Source organism: Mucilaginibacter xinganensis (genome assembly GCF_002257585.1).
In the GTDB taxonomy this organism is placed as follows: domain Bacteria; phylum Bacteroidota; class Bacteroidia; order Sphingobacteriales; family Sphingobacteriaceae; genus Mucilaginibacter; species Mucilaginibacter xinganensis.
Window position 1 is genome coordinate 2,772,631 of sequence record NZ_CP022743.1, and the last position, 18,523, is coordinate 2,791,153.

The 18,523-nt window shown below is 41.6% G+C and carries 16 protein-coding genes; 5 read left to right on the forward strand and 11 right to left on the reverse strand.

What is annotated here, in order from left to right:
- Positions 1-2: 2 nt before the first annotated feature.
- From MuYL_RS12160 to MuYL_RS12170, 3 genes are all read right to left on the reverse strand, one after another.
- On the reverse strand, positions 3-704 hold the full coding sequence (locus tag MuYL_RS12160; protein WP_094570835.1) for a hypothetical protein: 702 nt from the start codon (positions 702-704) through the stop codon (positions 3-5).
- A gap of 6 nt (positions 705-710) precedes the next feature.
- Positions 711-1,679 carry a glycosyltransferase gene (locus MuYL_RS12165; RefSeq protein WP_094570836.1) on the reverse strand — a complete coding sequence of 323 codons (969 nt, stop codon included), beginning with the start codon at positions 1,677-1,679 and terminating at the stop codon, positions 711-713.
- A gap of 102 nt (positions 1,680-1,781) precedes the next feature.
- A complete protein-coding gene (locus MuYL_RS12170) occupies positions 1,782-2,732 on the reverse strand; it encodes a glycosyltransferase family 2 protein (RefSeq protein ID WP_094570837.1) in 951 nt (316 codons plus the stop codon).
- A gap of 362 nt (positions 2,733-3,094) precedes the next feature.
- Between MuYL_RS12170 and MuYL_RS12180 the strand changes: the two genes are divergently transcribed.
- The gene (locus MuYL_RS12180; RefSeq protein ID WP_094570839.1) at positions 3,095-3,616 is read left to right on the forward strand and encodes a tetratricopeptide repeat protein; all 522 of its coding nucleotides are present in this window, start codon (positions 3,095-3,097) and stop codon (positions 3,614-3,616) included.
- 548 nt (positions 3,617-4,164) lie between these two features.
- A complete protein-coding gene (locus MuYL_RS12185; protein WP_094570840.1) occupies positions 4,165-4,914 on the forward strand; it encodes a hypothetical protein in 750 nt (249 codons plus the stop codon).
- 104 nt (positions 4,915-5,018) lie between these two features.
- Here the strand turns inward: MuYL_RS12185 and MuYL_RS12190 are convergent, their stop codons facing one another.
- Both MuYL_RS12190 and MuYL_RS12195 read right to left on the reverse strand, forming a co-directional pair.
- On the reverse strand, positions 5,019-5,975 hold the full coding sequence (locus MuYL_RS12190) for an aldo/keto reductase (RefSeq protein ID WP_094570841.1): 957 nt from the start codon (positions 5,973-5,975) through the stop codon (positions 5,019-5,021).
- 15 nt (positions 5,976-5,990) lie between these two features.
- Positions 5,991-6,218, reverse strand: a complete 228-nt coding sequence (locus MuYL_RS12195; protein ID WP_094570842.1) for a hypothetical protein — start codon at positions 6,216-6,218, stop codon at positions 5,991-5,993.
- 168 nt (positions 6,219-6,386) lie between these two features.
- Between MuYL_RS12195 and MuYL_RS12200 the strand changes: the two genes are divergently transcribed.
- Together MuYL_RS12200 and msrA are read left to right on the forward strand one after the other, a co-directional pair.
- Entirely contained in the window at positions 6,387-6,617 is a 231-nt protein-coding gene (locus tag MuYL_RS12200; protein ID WP_094570843.1) for a DUF3820 family protein, read from the forward strand.
- A gap of 188 nt (positions 6,618-6,805) precedes the next feature.
- Positions 6,806-7,462, forward strand: a complete 657-nt coding sequence (gene msrA / locus MuYL_RS12205; RefSeq protein WP_094570844.1) for a peptide-methionine (S)-S-oxide reductase MsrA — start codon at positions 6,806-6,808, stop codon at positions 7,460-7,462.
- Between the two features lie 81 nt (positions 7,463-7,543).
- Here the strand turns inward: msrA and MuYL_RS12210 are convergent, their stop codons facing one another.
- The 6 genes from MuYL_RS12210 to MuYL_RS12235 form a co-directional block, all read right to left on the reverse strand.
- Complete coding sequence (locus MuYL_RS12210) at positions 7,544-8,797, reverse strand: sulfate adenylyltransferase subunit 1 (protein WP_094570845.1); 1,254 nt, start codon at positions 8,795-8,797, stop codon at positions 7,544-7,546.
- Between the two features lie 144 nt (positions 8,798-8,941).
- The gene (gene cysD, locus MuYL_RS12215; protein ID WP_094570846.1) at positions 8,942-9,847 is read right to left on the reverse strand and encodes a sulfate adenylyltransferase subunit CysD; all 906 of its coding nucleotides are present in this window, start codon (positions 9,845-9,847) and stop codon (positions 8,942-8,944) included.
- Positions 9,844-10,563 (reverse strand): phosphoadenylyl-sulfate reductase, encoded by a 720-nt coding sequence (locus tag MuYL_RS12220; protein ID WP_094570847.1) that lies wholly within the window; start codon positions 10,561-10,563, stop codon positions 9,844-9,846. The genes cysD and MuYL_RS12220 overlap by 4 nt, the downstream gene beginning before the upstream one ends.
- A gap of 1 nt (position 10,564) precedes the next feature.
- Positions 10,565-12,070, reverse strand: coding sequence for a TSUP family transporter (locus MuYL_RS12225; protein WP_094570848.1), 1,506 nt, complete (start codon positions 12,068-12,070; stop codon positions 10,565-10,567).
- Positions 12,048-12,839: a uroporphyrinogen-III C-methyltransferase gene (gene cobA / locus MuYL_RS12230; RefSeq protein ID WP_094570849.1), complete on the reverse strand. Its 792-nt coding sequence runs from the start codon at positions 12,837-12,839 to the stop codon at positions 12,048-12,050. Before cobA ends, MuYL_RS12225 begins: the two co-directional genes overlap by 23 nt.
- Entirely contained in the window at positions 12,836-14,929 is a 2,094-nt protein-coding gene (locus MuYL_RS12235; protein ID WP_094570850.1) for a HEPN domain-containing protein, read from the reverse strand. Before MuYL_RS12235 ends, cobA begins: the two co-directional genes overlap by 4 nt.
- A 665-nt stretch (positions 14,930-15,594) precedes the next feature.
- Here MuYL_RS12235 and MuYL_RS12240 point away from each other — a divergent pair.
- Positions 15,595-18,492, forward strand: a complete 2,898-nt coding sequence (locus MuYL_RS12240; protein WP_211710135.1) for a TonB-dependent receptor — start codon at positions 15,595-15,597, stop codon at positions 18,490-18,492.
- The last annotated feature ends 31 nt before the right edge of the window (positions 18,493-18,523 follow it).

The window sequence follows — 18,523 nt, forward strand, 5'->3', positions numbered from 1 at the left end:
AGTTAAACAGTTTCGGTAATATCATCGTCTACGTCAAGGTGACTGTAAACCAGTTTACGGTAAGCCACTACCAGCAGGATGTTTACAAACGGGATAACAAATATCATCCCAATGCGGGTGAGCGATCCAATGAGCACCATTACCTCAATAAGCAGGAACAATAAAAAATATTTAACGAAATTTCCTTTTATCAGGTTAAAGCTTTGCGCAACTGATTCAAAAGGGCCCGACTGATCATCAACTATAAAACAGGCACAAATAGGGAAGTAGAAAAGAAAGAAAAACTGGATAATAAAAAATATTCCGATACCTAAAATGCTTGGCACTATGCCATCGCCAAGATATTTAATCCCATTTGTCATAAATACCGCAATGGTACTCACAATTACCAGCAGGACAATGTAACTTAGCAGCATTTTTAGTTTTGGCATAACATCACCAAACCCGAAATCATAAAATTCTTTATCAATCAACTGGAAGATGAGCTTTATAAAACCAAGGAAAAAAAAGCTTATACAAATTAACAAAAGTACTACACCTATTGATGTTAAAACTTCATCATTCAGCAGGTTGTAAATAACAAAACCAAAGCCACCAACCACAACAAACACAATAAGCGTGTACACAGCAATGGTGGCAAAGTTCTTTTTTAAAATGTGCCAGGCAATACTAAGTGTTTCTGTTACCGAAAATGGATGATACATAGATAATTATGATAATTTTAATATTACCCGTTTCCAAAAATCCTGCATAAAACCTAACCCGTAGGCAGTTAGCTGGATGAAGGAAGCTATTAAACTCAAAAATGCGATTTTTGCCGAGTTGTTTTTAATCCACGAGTGAAAAAATATCAACAAAATGAACAGCAACAGTACAAAATTACATAACACTGCAATTCGCCAGGTAAATATGTTAGCAACTAGGGTAAATAGTAATGAAAGTGTAAATACTGCCGGAAAAAAATGTACTGCTTTCAGCTCGCCGGGAAAGAATTTGTAAACGTTGATGCGTGCCCTGCCAAAAAAATGGATCTGCTTATAAAACTGTAAAAAATTGGTGCGGCGCTTGTGATAAACTTTTGCCTCGGGGATAAGCCCTATTTTAAAGCCCAGGGAATGGATGCGGATGCTATACTCAATGTCCTCGCCCGAACGTGTGATGATAAAGCCGCCCGCTTTTTCCCAAACCTGCCGCGAAATGCCCATGTTAAAGCTGCGGGGATGAAACTGCCCTATTCCTTTTTTGTTGCCACGGATCCCGCCGGTGGTAAAAGGAGAGGTCATGGAATAGCTTATGGCCTTTTGAATAGGAGTAAACGAAGGATGTGAAGCGTCGGGGCCGCCATAAGCATCCAAAGGGTTCGCTTTTAGTGAGGCGTCAACCACTTGTAAATAATTTTCTGGAATCAGGCAGTCAGAATCAAAAATTATAAAATAATCGCCTTTGGCACGTTCAAAACCATAGTTGCGGGTAAAGCCTTGTCCCTCGTTAGGTTTTACAAAGTACTTAATATCAAGTTTACCGGCAAAGCTTTTTACAATTTCGGCCGCATCATCTTTAGACCCATCTTCAATCACCAAAACCTCAAACTGCTTATAGGTTTGCAGGGTAAGGGTTTGCAGCAGTTCTTTAATTTCCTGCGGGCGATTGTATAATGGTATAATGATAGAAAAAAACATGTTTGATTTGAAGATTTGAAAATAATTTAAAGAGTTAATTAAATAATTACGCTGGCTGAATTTTTAATCATTTTCAAATTAACACAGCTTCAAATTATCAAATTAAATAACTTCCTCAACCTGGTATTTATTCCGCTCGGGGGCACTGCGGGCTACAAGTTCGGCTACAAAGCCGGTTAAAAACAGCTGTGAACCCAATATTACAGCTACCAGCGCTATGTAAAACAACGGCTGATCGGTTATATTCCGGTAATGTTCGCCGTTAGATATCGCACGGAGCTTGTCAATAATCATCCAGATGGTAATTATTGTCCCGGCAAGAAAGCTCAGTGTTCCCATGGCGCCAAAAAAATGCATGGGGCGCTTGCCAAATTTACCGACAAAAAATATCGACATCAGATCTAGCAACCCATTTATAAAACGGCTCATCCCGAATTTGGTTGTACCATATTTACGCGGCCTGTGCTCAACAATCTGTTCGCCAATTTTGCTGAAACCCGCCCATTTGGCTATCACCGGGATATAGCGGTGCATTTCGCCATATACCTCAATGTTTTTTACTACAGCCCTGCGATAAGCTTTTAAACCGCAGTTAAAGTCGTGCAGGTTATTAATGCCCGACATTTTGCGTGTGGCAGCATTAAATAGTTTTGTGGGTATAGTTTTGCTTAAGGGATCATGCCGCTTGGCTTTCCAGCCCGATATCAGGTCGTATTTCTCTTCGGTAATGCGGCGGTATAGTTCAGGAATTTCGTCCGGGCTGTCCTGCAGGTCAGCATCCATAGTAATAATAACATTGCCTTCTGCAGCATCAAAGCCGGTATTCAACGCGGCCGATTTGCCATAATTGCGCCTGAATTTGATTCCCTTTATAAAAGGATTGCCTTTATTAAGTGTCCGGATCATTTCCCATGAACCGTCGTTACTGCCATCGTCAACAAGGATCACCTCGTAAGTAAAACGGTTGTTATCCATTACCTGGCTTATCCAAGAGGTAAGTTCCGGCAATGATTCTATTTCGTTATAAAGTGGTACTACTACTGATATATCCATTTATTAGGAATGCAGACCGGAACCACGTATAATGTATTCCGTATCATCTGCAAAAATATAAAAAAGAGTTTAGTTTGATTATACTGATTTGATTTAAGATTGCGCCGGTTATTTTAATGCTTAACGGATGTTTTGCAAGTTTTACAAAATGTGAGTATCTTTGCAAAAAAATAAAAAGATGCAACGCCTTAATTATTTCTGCAATAAAAACCTGATGTGCCAAATAGATGCACAGCAGAAGGGGTATGCGTTAAATTCACCTTTCTAGCGGCTGGTTTATTACTCCGCATTCCAAACACAATTATTATAAAACATTAAGGTTTTACTTACCGTGAACCTGATTGTATAAATGAAGATTTTTTATGAGCACCTATTATACAATTGAAGAAAAGTACTTGCAGGCAACTGATAAGCTAACCTATGGGAAAACCCCCAAAGCTTTACAGCTGCTTAATGAAATTGTAAGTAACGACCCTTTATATGCCCGGGCGCATCACCAGCTGGGTAAAATATATTATTACGATATTGAGGATTATCAGACGGCTGGTTACCACTTTAAAACCTGTATGGAACTTGAGCCTGCATTTCCGGGTAACTATTTTCACTACCTGACGCTTGTTGTGTTTTTAAACATGGAGAAGCAGGTAACACTTATTGCCGAAAAGGCGTTAGCCACTCCCGGTGTTGATGTTGCCGAGATATATGACCTGCTGGGTTTATCTGCCGAAAAGAACAGGCATTTTGAAAAGGCATTAAAAGCCTACAATGACGCTTTTGAAATGGTAACCGACACAGTTGAAAGGGCGAGGGTAGAGGAAAGTATTAAGCGGGTAACCGCTAAAATGCAAAAAAGCAATGCAGTCAGCTATCATTTAACGGATTGATTACGCTGGTTATTTAATGTAAAAAGACCTGCAAACTTTAAATATTTGCAGGTCTTTTTTGTTTATAAATTGCTACTGTCAATTCAAAAAATCAGGAAAATTACTTCATCACCCTAACCTTATTGGGGAAATATCATGCAGGGTGTCCCTGCCATGTCGCATTACAAAAGCTGGTTACCTTGCTGGCTCCAGTTCCGTTACTTCATTTTTGTCGTTCAGCTTATAGGGTATATGTTGCCAAATGTTAATTATTAAATAAAATCGCTTTTTAATTGACGAAATATCTGATAATATTTAAGAGAATAAAATATGCTTTTAATAATATGGCATTTATTTTTTAAGAATTTTATTCTGTAAATTAATTTTATTTAAGAATATAGTTCTTTAATGCTATGTAAGTGTAAAATTATTGCTTACTACGATTAAACCGTTGGCGATTTATATGGTCATAGATACATGAAATTTGATACAGTGATCGTATCGTTTGCAACTAAAAATAATAACAGGCAAATGATCACATCATTCTAAAACTAAAACAAATTAACACCATGAAAAAGATAGCAATAATATCAGCAATAGCATTAAGTGGTTTATTCTATAATACTGCAAATGCGCAATTAAGGGTACACGTAGGGTTTAATTTTGGCGGCAGCCCAGTGGTTTACAGGCACGAACCTGTTGTGGTTGAGCAACCGGTTTATCAGCCAACACAGGATGTTTACGATGACAGTAATGACGATGACTATTATTATCTGCCTGATGTTGATGCTTATTATAACGTAAACGCTGGCTGTTATTATTATAATGATGGAAATAACTGGATTTCGGCGGCTTATTTGCCAGGTGCTTACCGTAATTATGATTGGAGAAGTGTCCGCAGGTTTGAGATCCATGAGAACCGTCCGTTTATGAGGGGCGACTTTTACCGGTCAAGGTTTAATGGCCGCGAGGTAGCTGCGTTCAGGCATTATGACAGAGATAACAGGTTTGGTGGCGGTTACGGACGCGATGAGCATTTTAATCGTGATGCGTACCGCGGGTATGATCGCAGGGTTAACAATTGGGGAAGGGATGAGCATCGCCAGGATAATTACAGAAGGAACGACGATCATAACTGGAACAGGGGCCAGGGCGGTTATAGCCAGCCATCAAACCAAAATGATAACCGCGGCCGTGGTGGATTTGGCCAGCCGGCCAACCAGGACAATGGAGGCCGCGACCGTGGCAACCGGGGTGGAGGCGATGATCACTTTGCCCGTAATAACATGGGCATGTCGCACCGCATGGCAAGATTTTAAATAGTGTTTGTCAATATTATATACATGAACAAGGCCTCCGCGAGGGAGGCCTTTTCTATTAGCCCGGATTTTAAATCGGTAAACTGTTATAGCTCATTACAGGTTTAACTGTAACTGCTCGCACTGTTTAAAAGGTCAATAGCATCACTATTTAAATTTAGCTGTATTGATCTTATCAATTCATCTAATTGATTTACTGTGGTGGCACTGGCTATTGGTGCGGTAATACCGGGGCGGGCAATTATCCAAGCCAGGGCGACACTCGCGGGAGTCGTACCATATTCCGCAGCCACTTTATCAAGGGCCGCCAAAATCTTATACCCGCGCGGATTAAGAAAATTTTTAACACCCTGCCCGCGGCTGCTTTGCCCAAGATCGTTTTCAGACCTGTACTTGCCGGTTAAAAAACCGCTGGCCAGCGAGTAATAGGATATTACGCCAATGTTTCTTTCGCGGCAAACGGGCTCCAGCTCTTTTTCGTAATATTCCCTGCTGTACAGGTTGTATTCAGGTTGTAAGCATTGATAAGCGGCGAGGTTATGGTCTTTACTAACCTGTAATGCTTCTTTAAGCCTGGTTCCATCAAAATTAGATGCGCCAATTATCCTTACTTTGCCCTGTTTTACCAGGTCGGTGTAGGTTTCAAGCGTTTCTAAAAGCGGCGTTTCTTTATCATCGTCGTGCGATTGGTACAGGTCGATATGATCTGTTTGCAGGCGTTTCAACGAATCTTCTACTGCAGCTGTAATGTATTTTCGGGATAGCCCTTTTTTATTGTCGCCCATTGGCTTGCCAACTTTTGTGGCAATAACCACTTTGTTCCGTTTGCCCGATCTTTTTAGCCACTTGCCAATGATGATCTCAGACTCGCCGCCTTTATTTTCCGGTACCCAGTACGAATAAACATCCGCGGTGTCAATAAGATCAAGTCCCGCATCAACAAAGGCATCCAGAATTTTAAAAGCATCATTTTCATTTACCGTCCACCCGAAAACATTCCCTCCAAATGCAAATGGAGAAACCATTAACCCCGAACTGCCTATTTCGCGTTTTTCTGTCATGTCTAAATAGATCTATTATACGATTTGTTGTGACAATTCATCAACCCAGCTGCTTAAGTAAGGCTCGGTGCCGGCAAGACGAACCCATTTACCGTCTTCATCTTTTGCTATAATCAGGTGCAGGCTGTTGTCTATAGATTCAAATTCATAGGCATTCGGGTAGCCATCAAAAGTTATTTGTTTTACTATTCCGTCCACAGCGGAATCAGACCCGGTTAGTATTGCTTCAAATTGTTGTTTCATAAATTAGTGTATATAACTATTATAACTCTTATTAATCAAAATTGTGTTTGGATAATGTTGTCAATGTGCTTTTTTTTCGGGATATTTTTAAAAACTGTTTCATTTGCGATAACCTGTACCACGCGTAAATAGCGGGCGGCTATTTCTTATATTTACCCCGTGGAAAACATGGGCCCCGATCCGAAAATACTGCTAGATGTTGTGCAAACCAAAATGCCATTTGGCAAATATAAAGATACGCTGATAAGCGATATCCCCATCTCGTACCTGGAGTGGATGCACAACAAAGGTTTTCCGCCTGGTAAGCTGGGAATGATGCTAGCCACTGTTTATGAGATTAAAATTAACGGACTTACCGATATCCTGTTTAAAGTAAAACGATCATTAAGGCGGCAATAACTACATATCCGGGTTTGTTTATTTAAAGGGGTTTAAATTATAGAATTACTTAAATTTATAAATTGTTGTAAGGTGTACCGGTATTTTGCGACTAAGTGTTAAATAATTAGCAGGCCGGTTAACATTACTCAATAATGACCATCCGGTGAACATTCACTAACGTATATTTATTTAGAAATTAAAAGACTATGAAAAGAATTATTTTATATGCTGCCGCGGTACTATTATTTGCAGGTTGCGTTAACGGTCAGCCGGGTGGCAGCCGCAGCGATTTTGCTGTTTTGCCAAAATCGGCCGCAGGAGAAGAAGTTGCGACGTTTGGCGGCGGCTGTTTCTGGAGTATGAGCGAGGCTATGTCTGAACTAAAAGGAGTTAATAAAGTGATCTCCGGTTACGCAGGTGGTAATACTAAAAATCCGAGCTACGAGGATGTAAGCTCGCGTACTACTGGCCACGCCGAAACTGTGCAGGTTTATTACGATCCTAAAGTAATCAGTTATGCAACTTTAGCGAATGCGTTCTTTTTTGCGCACGACCCAACTGAACTTAACCGCCAGGGGCCCGATGAAGGTACCGATTACCGTTCAATAGCTTTTTACCGTACCCCCGAGGAAAAAAATACTTTGCAGGCGACCATAAAAAAGATAAACGAAAGTAAGCATTATCCTGCTGCTATTGTTACCCAGGTAGTGCCGTTTAAAGCATTTTATCCTGCCGAAAAATACCACCAGGGATATTACAGGCTTAATCAGGACAATCCCTATATCACAGGCGTTTCCGTACCAAAAGTTTTGAAGTTCAGAAAAGCTGAGAAGGCTGAATTGAAACCGGAATTTCAGAAATAGAGATTAGAGGTTAGTTAAATAGAGATTAGTTGAATATCAAAAGCGATTTTTAACTAATCTCTAATTAACCAATCCGCTTAACTAGTCCTCAGCAACCGCCCGCAGCATTAAAGCCCCTACGGTTACATTGGTTCGGCTGTCAATAATTATGGCGCCGCCGTTTGCTTTATTGTTCTGGTAAAGGTCAAATGCCAGGGGCTCGGCCGTTTTTATAATAATGCGGCCAATATCATTCAGTTTAAAATCCTCGTTAAATTCTTTTTCAAGCGTATTGATGTTTACTTTGTAAAGGATCTCCCGGATTTTGCAGCGGGTTACCTTGCTGTTGTGCTGTATGAAATAAGTTAGTGAAGGGTCGAGGGCACGGGTATCCATCCAGCATAGGTCGGCCTCTATTAATTGCGATACTTCAGGCAAATAGCCGGTGTTTACCAAAACGTCTCCACGGCTAATATCTATTTCATCTTTTAAATGAATAGTCACCGACATACCTGCAAATGCTTCTACTGGTTCAGCATCCAACACTTCAATCTTTTCTATAGTTGAGTGAAACCCCGAAGGGAGAACGGTTACTTTATCATTTACCTTGAACGATCCGCTCGAAACCCGACCGGCATAGCCACGGTAATCATGCAGTTCTTCTGTTTGCGGCCTAACCACCCATTGGACCGGGAAACGCGCATGTGCGGTACTATCGTCAACGGTAAGCTCAACAGACTCTAAAAATGGCAGGAGGCTTATGCCATCATACCATTTCATGTTGATAGAGGGATGAACAATGTTATCACCTTTTAAAGCACTTACAGGAATATACTTCACATTTTTTAGTCCAACTTTATAGGCAAGCGCCTTGTAGTCATTTACAATGGTTTCGTAAATGGCTTCGCTGTAGTCAACCATATCCATTTTGTTGATACAAACTACCACCTGCTGAATTCCTAAAAGCGAAACCAGGTACGAGTGACGGATAGTTTGCTCAATAACTCCTTTGCGGGCATCAACCAATATAATAGCCAGGTTGGCATTTGAAGCACCTGTAACCATATTACGGGTATATTGAATATGGCCGGGGGTATCAGCAATAATAAACTTGCGTTTGTCTGTCTGGAAGTACTTATAAGCTACGTCAATAGTAATACCCTGTTCGCGCTCGGCTTTAAGCCCATCGGTTAAAATGGCAAGGTCAATGCTGCCATCATCATTTTTTCTGTTCGATGTGTGTAAAGCTTCCAACTGGTCAGCAAGAATAGAATCACTGTCATAAAGTAACCTGCCAATCAGGGTACTTTTACCATCATCAACACTGCCTGCTGTTATAAATTTTAATATATCCATTTTGTTATTTCGGATTTCGAATGTTCGATTTCGGATTTATTTTTTTTTGCTTTTATTGGTGTTGTCACCAACAAAAGTAGATACCTTTCAAATGGCATCAACCATGCCCGTTGGTGACAACACCAACAAGGGCGCCGTCAGACATTAAAAATATCCTCCCTTTTTACGGTCTTCCATAGCGGCCTCGCTTACTTTGTCGTCCATGCGGGCACCGCGCTCACTGATTTTTGATTCACTTATTTCGTCAATGATGTCATCAATCCGGTAAGCATATGATTCAACAGCCGCAGTACAGGTCATATCCCCAACCGTACGGAAGCGAACATTGCGTTTTTCAATAATGTCTTCAGCATCCATATTTAAAAATGGAGAAGCCGCCATTAACTGTCCATTGCGGGTAATTACTTCCCGCTCATGTGCAAAGTATATTGAAGGCAGTTCTATTTTTTCCCTGCGGATGTAATTCCATACATCAAGTTCGGTCCAGTTGCTGATCGGGAATACCCTTACATTTTCGCCCTTATGGATCTTACCGTTAAAAATGTTCCAAAGCTCAGGGCGCTGGCGTTTTGGGTCCCATTGGCCAAACTCGTCCCTTACCGAAAAAATGCGCTCTTTGGCCCTGGCCTTTTCTTCATCCCGGCGGGCACCACCAATACAGGCATCAAAGCCATGTTTGGCAATGGTATCAAGCAGGGTAACCGTTTGCAGTGCATTGCGGCTTGCATTTTTTCCTTTTTGCTCCACTACTTTACCTTCGTCAATTGAATCCTGCACGTGCCCTATGATCAGTTTTTCGCCAATCCGGTTGATCATTTTGTCGCGGTACTCAATGGTTTCTATAAAATTGTGCCCTGTATCAATATGTACCAGCGGGAAGGGAAACTTACCCGGCCTGAAAGCTTTTTCGGCAAGGCGCACCAGGGTAATGGAATCTTTACCACCCGAAAACAACAGGGCAGGTTTTTCAAACTGACCGGCTACCTCACGCAGAATATAAATAGCTTCTGCTTCTAATTCGTCTAAATAATCTAACTGATGTTTGCTCATTTTTCAATAACTTCATTAACCCCATGCAATCCACACTCTTTTTTACTTTGGTCTTCCCACCACCAGCGGCCGGCCCTGAAATCTTCGCCGGGTTGTACCGCCCTGGTACAGGGCGCGCAGCCTATGCTTGGGAAACCCCTGTCGTGCAGGGTATTATAAGGTATGTTGTATTTTTTGATATACTCTTTTACTTCTTCAAGGCTCCAACTGTAAATAGGATGGAACTTTACCAGTTGGTTGCCTTCATCCCATTCCACGTTATCCATAACTTGGCGGTTTGCTGACTGTTCGGCGCGGATGCCGGTTATCCAACATTTGTTACCGGCCAGCGCACGCTTTAACGGCTCAATCTTACGGATTCCGCAGCACTCTTTCCGGTTTTCAACCGTCTCATAAAAGCTGCTCGGGCCTTTTGTGCTTACCATTTGTTCAACCAGGCTTGTTTGCGGGTAATAAGCATGTACGGGTTTTCCGTAAATCTCCATGGTTCGGTTCCAAACGTAATAAGTTTCAGGGAACAGCCTCCCGGTCTCTAATGTAAATACTTTAATTGGCAGGTTGTTTGAAAATATCATGTGGATAATTACCTGGTCTTCCCAGCCAAAACTGGTTGAAAAGACTATCTCATCATGAAAAATATCCGACAGCAGCGTTAATGCTTCTACCGGGTTAAGCCCTGTGGTTTCCTGCTTTATATGTTCTGCCAGCTCACTCATCTTATAAAATCTTTGTTGTAAAGGCTATAATACTTTTTACACTTATTAATATCACTATAACGCCTACCGCCATCATGATAGCTTTAGCCGAAATCCGGTTGGAGATCTTAGCCGCTATAGGCGAGGCTATTGCGCTGCCAATAACTAAACCGGCAACCGCCTCCCAATGCTTGCTGTTTAGCATGGTGATAAACGTTATTGAGCTCATTAGCGCTATAAAGAAACGGGAGAGCTTTACAGTGCCTAGTGAAAAGCGTGGGTGGCGACCTCCCGCAATTAACGTTGACAGCACGATTGATCCCCAGCCGCCACCGCCAACTGCGTCAATAAAACCACCGCCCAAACCTAGCAGGGGAATTTTTTTTATTTTTTCGGATGATTTTTTTACGCCCGTTTTAAATGCTTTTGAAAGGATCACAATACCTAATATTAAGGTATAAACCGATACAAAAGGTTTGGTGTACTGGCTGTAATGCTCTAATGACGATAGCAGGTAAGCCCCGGTTACGGCACCAATAATCCCCGGGATCAGCAACATTTTGAACAGTTTCCAGTTAATGTTACCCATCCGGTAATGCATCCATCCGGCTATTCCGTTGCTCATGATCTCGGATAAGTGTACCCCCATGCTTGCGGAAGCCGGTGGCACGCCCATTGACAATGAAAACGAAGTAGAGGTAACACCGTATGACATGCCGATGGCGCCGTCTATCATAGCAAATACAAAACCCGCCGCTAAAAAGTAATAAAACTCATTAGTGATAGTTTGCGCATAAGCTCTAAATGCGGGCTCATTATACCATAATGCTGTAACCGCAATTAAAATAGACAGGATGATGGCACCCCATAGCAGCCAGATGAAATTTCTTTTCTCCGCCACTTTGGGTTCAACCAATACCGAAGTTACCTCATTTAGCTTACGTACTTTATAAGCGAAGTCGCCGTTGAGTGAATTCCGCAGATCGCTCATTTGCTGTAAGGTAATATCAATTTCATCAGGCAGCCCATCATATAAAACTTCTTTCAGTCGTTTGGCAATAGTTGGCGATTTACCGTTGGTTGATATGGCTATTTTAAGGTTCCCTTTTTGAACAATGGATCCCAGGTAAAAATCGCACAGATCGGGTTTGTCTGCAACGTTGATCAGCAGTTTACGGTCATGTGCCGATTGCCGGATAAAATGGTTTAATTCACTATCGTTGGTTGCGGCAATCACCAGGTCGGCATTGTCCAGATCATTGTCTGCAAATGATTTTTGAATAATTGTAAGGCCCGGATGTTCAGCAGCCAGTTCATTTACCTGCGGTAAAATTTCAAGGGCAATAACAGTCACGGTTGCAGCAGGGCTATTGTTTAAAATGGCAGTAAGTTTCTCCAAACCCACGTTGCCGCCACCGATGACTACCGTATGCAAATCATTCAGCTTTAAAAATACGGGGAACAACGGGTTATCCTTGGTATTTTCATCACTGATGGTTAAACTGCTATCCTTCGGCAACAATGTCATAAAATTCTTTTATAGGTTGAAACGCAGGATGTAAAGATACCACTTCGCCAAAAATAATTAACGCAGGTGAAGTGATCTTCTTTTCTTCCACAACTTCTACAATCGTATCTACAATACCAATGGCAACTTTCTCATCCCTGGTAGTACCGCTTTGAATTACTGCGACGGGTAATTTATTTTTTCCTTCAGCTTTAAATATAGCGGTAATTTCTTGCAGTTTATGAATGCCCATTAACACAACCACGGTAGCATTGGTACGTGCAGCCTGGTAAACATCATCTGATACTTTCCCGCTGGCAGTGGTGCCGGTAACTACCCAAAAACTTTCGCTTAAACCACGGTGCGTTACCGGGATCTGCTGCATTCCGGGCACTCCAATTGAGCTGGAGATACCGGGGATAACCTGCGCCGGGATACTGTAAGAGGCTGCATAATCCAGTTCTTCAAATCCACGCCCAAAAACAAATGGGTCGCCGCCTTTAAGGCGTACTACGTGGCCATAATTAATAGCATAGTCAATCATTAGCTTATTAACGGCACTCTGCGAATAGGAATGATCGCCCGAGCGTTTGCCTACGTACACGCGGGTGGCATGTGCAGGTGCAAAATCAAGCAATTCTTCATTTACCAGGGCATCGTATAAAACAACATCGGCAGTTTGCAGTGCTTTAACACCTTTAAGCGTTATCAGGTCGGCATCGCCAGGGCCTGCACCTACTAGGGTAATGCGTGGTTCTTTTATGTTTTTTTCTGTGGATGTTGTGATCATGATTGTACCAATTCCTCTCTTTTTATTTTAACGGTATTTAAAAATTCGCCGGCGGCCTGTACGTAAACTGTTGCAAAGCTTTCAGAAGGTTCGTTTTTATTGATCTGTAAAACCAGCTCATTAAACGTTCCAGCCAGTTTTATATCACCTGTGCTTACGTAGTTGTTATCAAATTCTTTTATAACGCCTGTTTGTGTACTGGTGTTAATGTTTTTGTCGAGTAATAAAGCTTTAGCGGAGCTTACAAAGGTATTGTAAGCATGATAGATAGCATCAGCCCAGCGGCCATCGGCAAATGCATCTTTTGCCCATCCAAATTTCTCTTCAGACTCGTAAAGCAATGTGGCTACCAGGTCAATAACAACACCTGCGCATTCGCCCACACCAATTGCGGTAGCAAAGGTTTCCTGATGCCCCCAGTCAACAAACTCGTCATCGGTAAGGGTGGCAAGGTCGGCCAGTGGTTTTAGCATCTGGTAAAAATAATCCTTCCCGTTCCGGTCATAATAAGCATGGAAAGTTTCATCCGGTAAAGCTTTCGCCTGATAATCATTAAGTACGGCCCTTAAAACATGGGTGGCGCGTTTGGCAGGCACCTTAATTACTTTTTCGGCAGCCCGGCCAACGCCATCGCCAACGGTACCTCCGCCTAAAAGTACCTGTACCGACGGTAATACCTTTACGCCTGCTTTAAGTGAACTGCCATGAAAGCCAATGTGTGCCAAACCATGCTGCCCGCATGAATTCATGCAGCCGCTTATTTTAATTTTTATTTCTTTATTATAGATCAGGTCTTCATACTCATTATAGATCACATCTTCCAGCACACGCGAAAGCGTCATACTGTTAGAAATGCCCAGGTTACAGGTATCGGTACCAGGGCAGGTGGTAACATCAGCAAGGCTATCAAAGCCAGGTGCGGACAGGTCCAGTTCAGTTAGCCCTTTATATAATAATGGCAATGCTTCTTTACGAACGTATTTAAGCAATAGACCCTGATTTTGCGTTATGCGGATCTCGTTAGCTACCAGTGGCTCAAGCACGGCTACCAGCTTGCGGGCCTTGTCTGACGGAATATCGCCGACAGGCACCTTTATATAAACACCGTAAAAACCGTTTTGCTTTTGCTCAAATACATTGGTGGCCAGCCACTGCTCATATCTAAATGGGTTATCAATCACAATGTCCCCGAAAGTTGTTTCGGCCGGGATGAAAGGCAGCGTTAAAGCTTCCCTGTTTACTGTGTATTTTTTTACTTTAAGCGCCGTTCTTTCTGCGTCGGCTAGTAACAATACCTCAGTTAATCCAATTTTTTGGATCAGGTATTTCAGGCGGGCCTTATTGCGGTTGTTGCGCTCGCCGTAGCGGTCAAAAACGCGGATGATGGCCTCAATATAGGGGATCAGCTCATCTTCGGGTAAAAAATCCTCAACAATGTTTGCCAGTAAGGGCTGTGCACCTAAACCACCGCCAAGCAAAACTTTAAACCCTCTTTCACCTGCGTCATTTATCTTAGGTATCACACCTATATCATGTATATAAGAGAAGGCAGTATCAGCATCGCTTGATGAAAACGAAATTTTGAACTTACGACCCATTTCCTGGCAAACCGGGTTGCGTAAAAAATACTCAAAAGTGGCGTGGGCGTAAGGCGATACGTCAAAAGGCTCAAGTGGGTCAATACCAGCGGTAGGAGATGCGGTAACATTTCGTACCGTGTTTCCGCAGGCTTCGCGCAGGGTGATATCGTCCTGCTCCAGCTCGGCCCATAATTGCGGGGTACGGTCCAGGCTTACGTAGTGTACCTGGATATCCTGGCGTGTAGTCAAATGCAGGTTGCTGCTTGCGTATTTATCAGAAATATCGGCAATGCGCAGCAGTTGTTTAAAGGTTACCTTACCAAAAGGAAGTTTAATTCTAATCATTTGAACGCCCGGCTGCCGCTGTCCATAAATACCCCTTGCCAAACGCAAGCTCCTGAATTTTTCGTCGTGGATCTTGCCCTCACGAAAAGCCCTGATCTTTTTTTCAAGATCAATGATATCCTGTTCAACTATCGGGTTTTCCAGTTCGGTACGAAAGCTTTGCATATGCGTTGTTGGTTTTTTAATATAAAAAGGCCTCTTTGGCTTTGGCTAAAGAGGCTTGTATTTTAAATATAAATAGCGAAAAGCCTCAATTAATTGCCGTACATATGGCAGTGCATTATGGCTTCAAAGTAATTGTAAATTGTTGTTTTCATTTTTCGTAGTGACAAATATATACATACTATACGGAAGTTGTCGTATTTATTTAAAAAAAGAATATTTTGACGATGAAATTACATTGCCGGCATGGCCCATATTGATACAAATTGTGTCCAGCGTTCTCATCTAAATATTAAAAAAAAGTGCCCTCAAAATTAAAAAATACTGGAATTTTAAGCGATTGATATTTTAAAATTGATTTTTATCCATAAAATATTAGATGTTAGAATGTATTTTTTGCTTTTTAGCAAGAATTGTATAAAAAAAGTATATGAGTGAAATAAAATATTGTTGAATTTTTAATATTTTATGAAAAATATTTTTATTTTAAATTAAATAATATGCAATTCTTTTATTTTTATTCTAATTCGATTGATAAAGTGCTATAAAAACCAATAATTATTTGATTTTATGATAAAATTCCAAAGATTATTTTTAATTTCAAAATAATTAACGCAAAATTAACACTAATCAAAAAAACTATGAGTCAAAAAGTACCCCTATTTCTCATGGGAGCATTTATTTTGTTCTGTTCCCCAATTTTTGCCCAAAAAATAACCGGGACTGTTACTGGCGCAGGCAAACCTGTCGCCGGATCTAGTGTACAGGCCACACCTTCCGGAACAGGTACCGCCACCGATGGTGATGGGAAATATAGCCTTGCGCTAAAAGCCGGTATCTACAAGGTAACGGTTTCAGCCATTGGCTTTGAAAAGAAAACCGTGAACGTGCAGCTTGCGGATGGCGAAAGCAAAGTATTAGATGTTGAACTTAATCCGTCTTCTGAATCATTGAAAGAAGTAATTGTAGTAGGTAGTCGTGGCGGCGGGCGAACCAAAATGGATTCGCCGGTGCCTGTAGATGTGATAAGTGTAAATTCAGTCAGCGCAAGTACTGCAAAGCCCGATTTGATGAGCCAGTTAAACCAGGCTGTCCCATCATTCAATTATAATAAACAAAGCGGGGGCGACGGTTCTGACGCTATTGATTTTGCCAGTTTGCGTGGTCTGGGCTTCGACCAAACACTGGTGTTGGTTAACGGTAAACGGCGTCACTTATCTGCCTTTGTGAATCAGGTAGGTACCCGTGGCAGGGGAAATAGTGGTACCGACTTAAATGCCATACCAGAAGCTGCTATTGATCATGTTGAGATTTTACGTGATGGTGCGTCAGCACAATATGGTTCTGATGCTATCGCAGGTGTTATTAATCTTGTGTTGAAAAAAGATGTTAACCACTTGAATGTTAATATCGGTGGTAGTGGCTATTATGACCATAAGTATAATACATTGAACAATGTTGACCCAAGCCAATATTACACAGGTTCGCAGCTTGATGGTAAAACTTTTACTTTAGGGTTGGACTATGGAGTGCTAATAGGCAAAAATGGCGGGTTTATTAATTTTGGCGGCAACTTTATGAGCCAGGGTAAAACTTTTAGAGCCGTACCGCAAACAAATTGGGACACAAACCCTAATGCTCTAAGTGTTGATGCCTGGAGAAGGGCTTTTGGCGATGGATCTGTTACCTCAGGCGGAGGAATGTATAATATGGAAATTCCCCTTGCCGGTACCAAAACTACTTTTTATTCATTTGGCGGCTACAACTATAAACACTCAAATGTATATGCATGGACACGCAGATGGAGCAGTACCAGCAACCACATAAAATTCCCTACCGATGCAAATGGTAACTTAATATTTGTACCCGGTATTATGCGTGTATTTGATCCTTCACCAGGCGGATTAGATACCGCTAATGTATATTACAATCCGCAGGAAGATGTTTACATAAAAGACATGTCTAACGCATTGGGTTTAAAAGGAACTATCGGCGACGGCTGGGATTGGGACCTGAGCAACAATATAGGATATAATGATTTTCATTATTGGGGTAATGACACCTTTAATGCTTCCCTGCCTTTACCAGAACAATCAACCAAAACAAGGTTTGATGACGGAGGATTCAGTTTTTTACAAAATACGGCCAATTTAGATGTAACTAAGCGTTTTGCACATGTGGCTCAAGGGTTAACGCTATCATTTGGTGCGGAATTTAGATATGAAAGGTATAAATTATATGCAGGTGAACCGGATTCGTACAGAAACGGCGGGGCACTTTACACCGGACCGACAATATATAATGACGATGGTAGCGTTGCCTTAGCTAATGGCGATGCCAAAGCATCTGGCTCTGAAGGATACCCTGGTTATCAACCTACTGATGCAAGTACATCTCATAGAACAAATGAGGCAGCTTATATAGAGGGCTCTTTAGATGTAACTAAAGCATGGCTGGTTGATGGTGCTGCCCGATTTGAACACTATTCTGATTTTGGAGGTGTAAGTACAGTGAAATTAGCAACGCGTTACAAAGTAACTGACAATTTTAATTTAAGAGGCTCATTTAGCACAGGTTTTAGGGCACCCTCCTTACAGCAAATGAATTTCAGTAATACCAATACTAATATCATAGCCGGTCAATTGGTCTACGCAAAATTGGTTCCAAATTATTCGGAAGCCGCCCGTCAGGTGGGAATCCCTAAACTTACACAGGAAACTTCAATTAATGAGAGTTTAGGGTTTACATGGAAACCGGCCCCTGGTTTTAACTTTACTGTTGATGGTTACATTATTAAAATTAAGAACAGGATAGTGATTACAGGTAGTTTTGATACCACAGTAACAGCAATAAAAAATTATTTGATAGACAATAACGTAAAAAGCGCCAACTTCTTTACCAATGCTGTTAATACAACCAATACAGGCCTTGATATGGTATTGGATTACCACAAGTCCTGGGGGAAAAATAGGTTCACAGGGTTACTTGCCGGGAATATACAGAATATAACTATCGACAAAATTAATATCCCTGCCGCGTTGAACGATACTTATGCCCATCAACAAGCTTACTTCAGCACAAGAGAAGCTGCTTTCTTAACAGCATCAGCTCCTCACGCGAAATTTTCGTTAGGTCTTGAATATGGATACGATAAATTCGCGGTTGGTACACATATTACATATTTTGGTAAATTGACTACCCAGGGCTTTGGATATAACAGTGTGCCCGGAGCAAATCCGGACGGACCCGGAGGCGCTAATACCTCCGCCTCCGGCAATGGATGGGATCCTTATGTGGAATTAGATAACGGAAAAGGAGTTGTTCCCGAAAATTTTGTTTTCCACGGAAAAGCTACCACCGATTTATATGTATCATATAAAATAACTAAGCAAATATCATGGACTGCCGGCGTAGATAATATATTTAATGTACATCCGGACTTAGCTGTCACTGAAGGCGCTCATCAAGCGTCATGGGGCGATAGCGAATCTGGAGGTCCATTCGATGCTGTTCAAATGGGCTTCAATGGAACGAGAATATTTACTAAGCTGGCATTCCATTTTTAGGAGAATACAGGTTACCGTAATTAAAAAGCCG

Coding starts and splice junctions, on each gene's coding strand:
- MuYL_RS12225 (WP_094570848.1), bottom strand. CDS start 12,070: ATGACATTGTTGCCGAAGGATAGCAGTTTAACCATCAGTGATGAAAAT.
- MuYL_RS12240 (WP_211710135.1), top strand. CDS start 15,595: ATGGGAGCATTTATTTTGTTCTGTTCCCCAATTTTTGCCCAAAAAATA.
- MuYL_RS12210 (WP_094570845.1), bottom strand. CDS start 8,797: ATGGATATATTAAAATTTATAACAGCAGGCAGTGTTGATGATGGTAAA.
- MuYL_RS12165 (WP_094570836.1), bottom strand. CDS start 1,679: ATGTTTTTTTCTATCATTATACCATTATACAATCGCCCGCAGGAAATT.
- MuYL_RS12185 (WP_094570840.1), top strand. CDS start 4,165: ATGAAAAAGATAGCAATAATATCAGCAATAGCATTAAGTGGTTTATTC.
- MuYL_RS12195 (WP_094570842.1), bottom strand. CDS start 6,218: ATGAAACAACAATTTGAAGCAATACTAACCGGGTCTGATTCCGCTGTG.
- MuYL_RS12160 (WP_094570835.1), bottom strand. CDS start 704: ATGTATCATCCATTTTCGGTAACAGAAACACTTAGTATTGCCTGGCAC.
- msrA (WP_094570844.1), top strand. CDS start 6,806: ATGAAAAGAATTATTTTATATGCTGCCGCGGTACTATTATTTGCAGGT.
- cysD (WP_094570846.1), bottom strand. CDS start 9,847: ATGAGCAAACATCAGTTAGATTATTTAGACGAATTAGAAGCAGAAGCT.
- MuYL_RS12235 (WP_094570850.1), bottom strand. CDS start 14,929: ATGCAAAGCTTTCGTACCGAACTGGAAAACCCGATAGTTGAACAGGAT.
- MuYL_RS12170 (WP_094570837.1), bottom strand. CDS start 2,732: ATGGATATATCAGTAGTAGTACCACTTTATAACGAAATAGAATCATTG.
- MuYL_RS12200 (WP_094570843.1), top strand. CDS start 6,387: ATGGGCCCCGATCCGAAAATACTGCTAGATGTTGTGCAAACCAAAATG.
- MuYL_RS12220 (WP_094570847.1), bottom strand. CDS start 10,563: ATGAGTGAGCTGGCAGAACATATAAAGCAGGAAACCACAGGGCTTAAC.
- cobA (WP_094570849.1), bottom strand. CDS start 12,839: ATGATCACAACATCCACAGAAAAAAACATAAAAGAACCACGCATTACC.
- MuYL_RS12190 (WP_094570841.1), bottom strand. CDS start 5,975: ATGACAGAAAAACGCGAAATAGGCAGTTCGGGGTTAATGGTTTCTCCA.
- MuYL_RS12180 (WP_094570839.1), top strand. CDS start 3,095: ATGAGCACCTATTATACAATTGAAGAAAAGTACTTGCAGGCAACTGAT.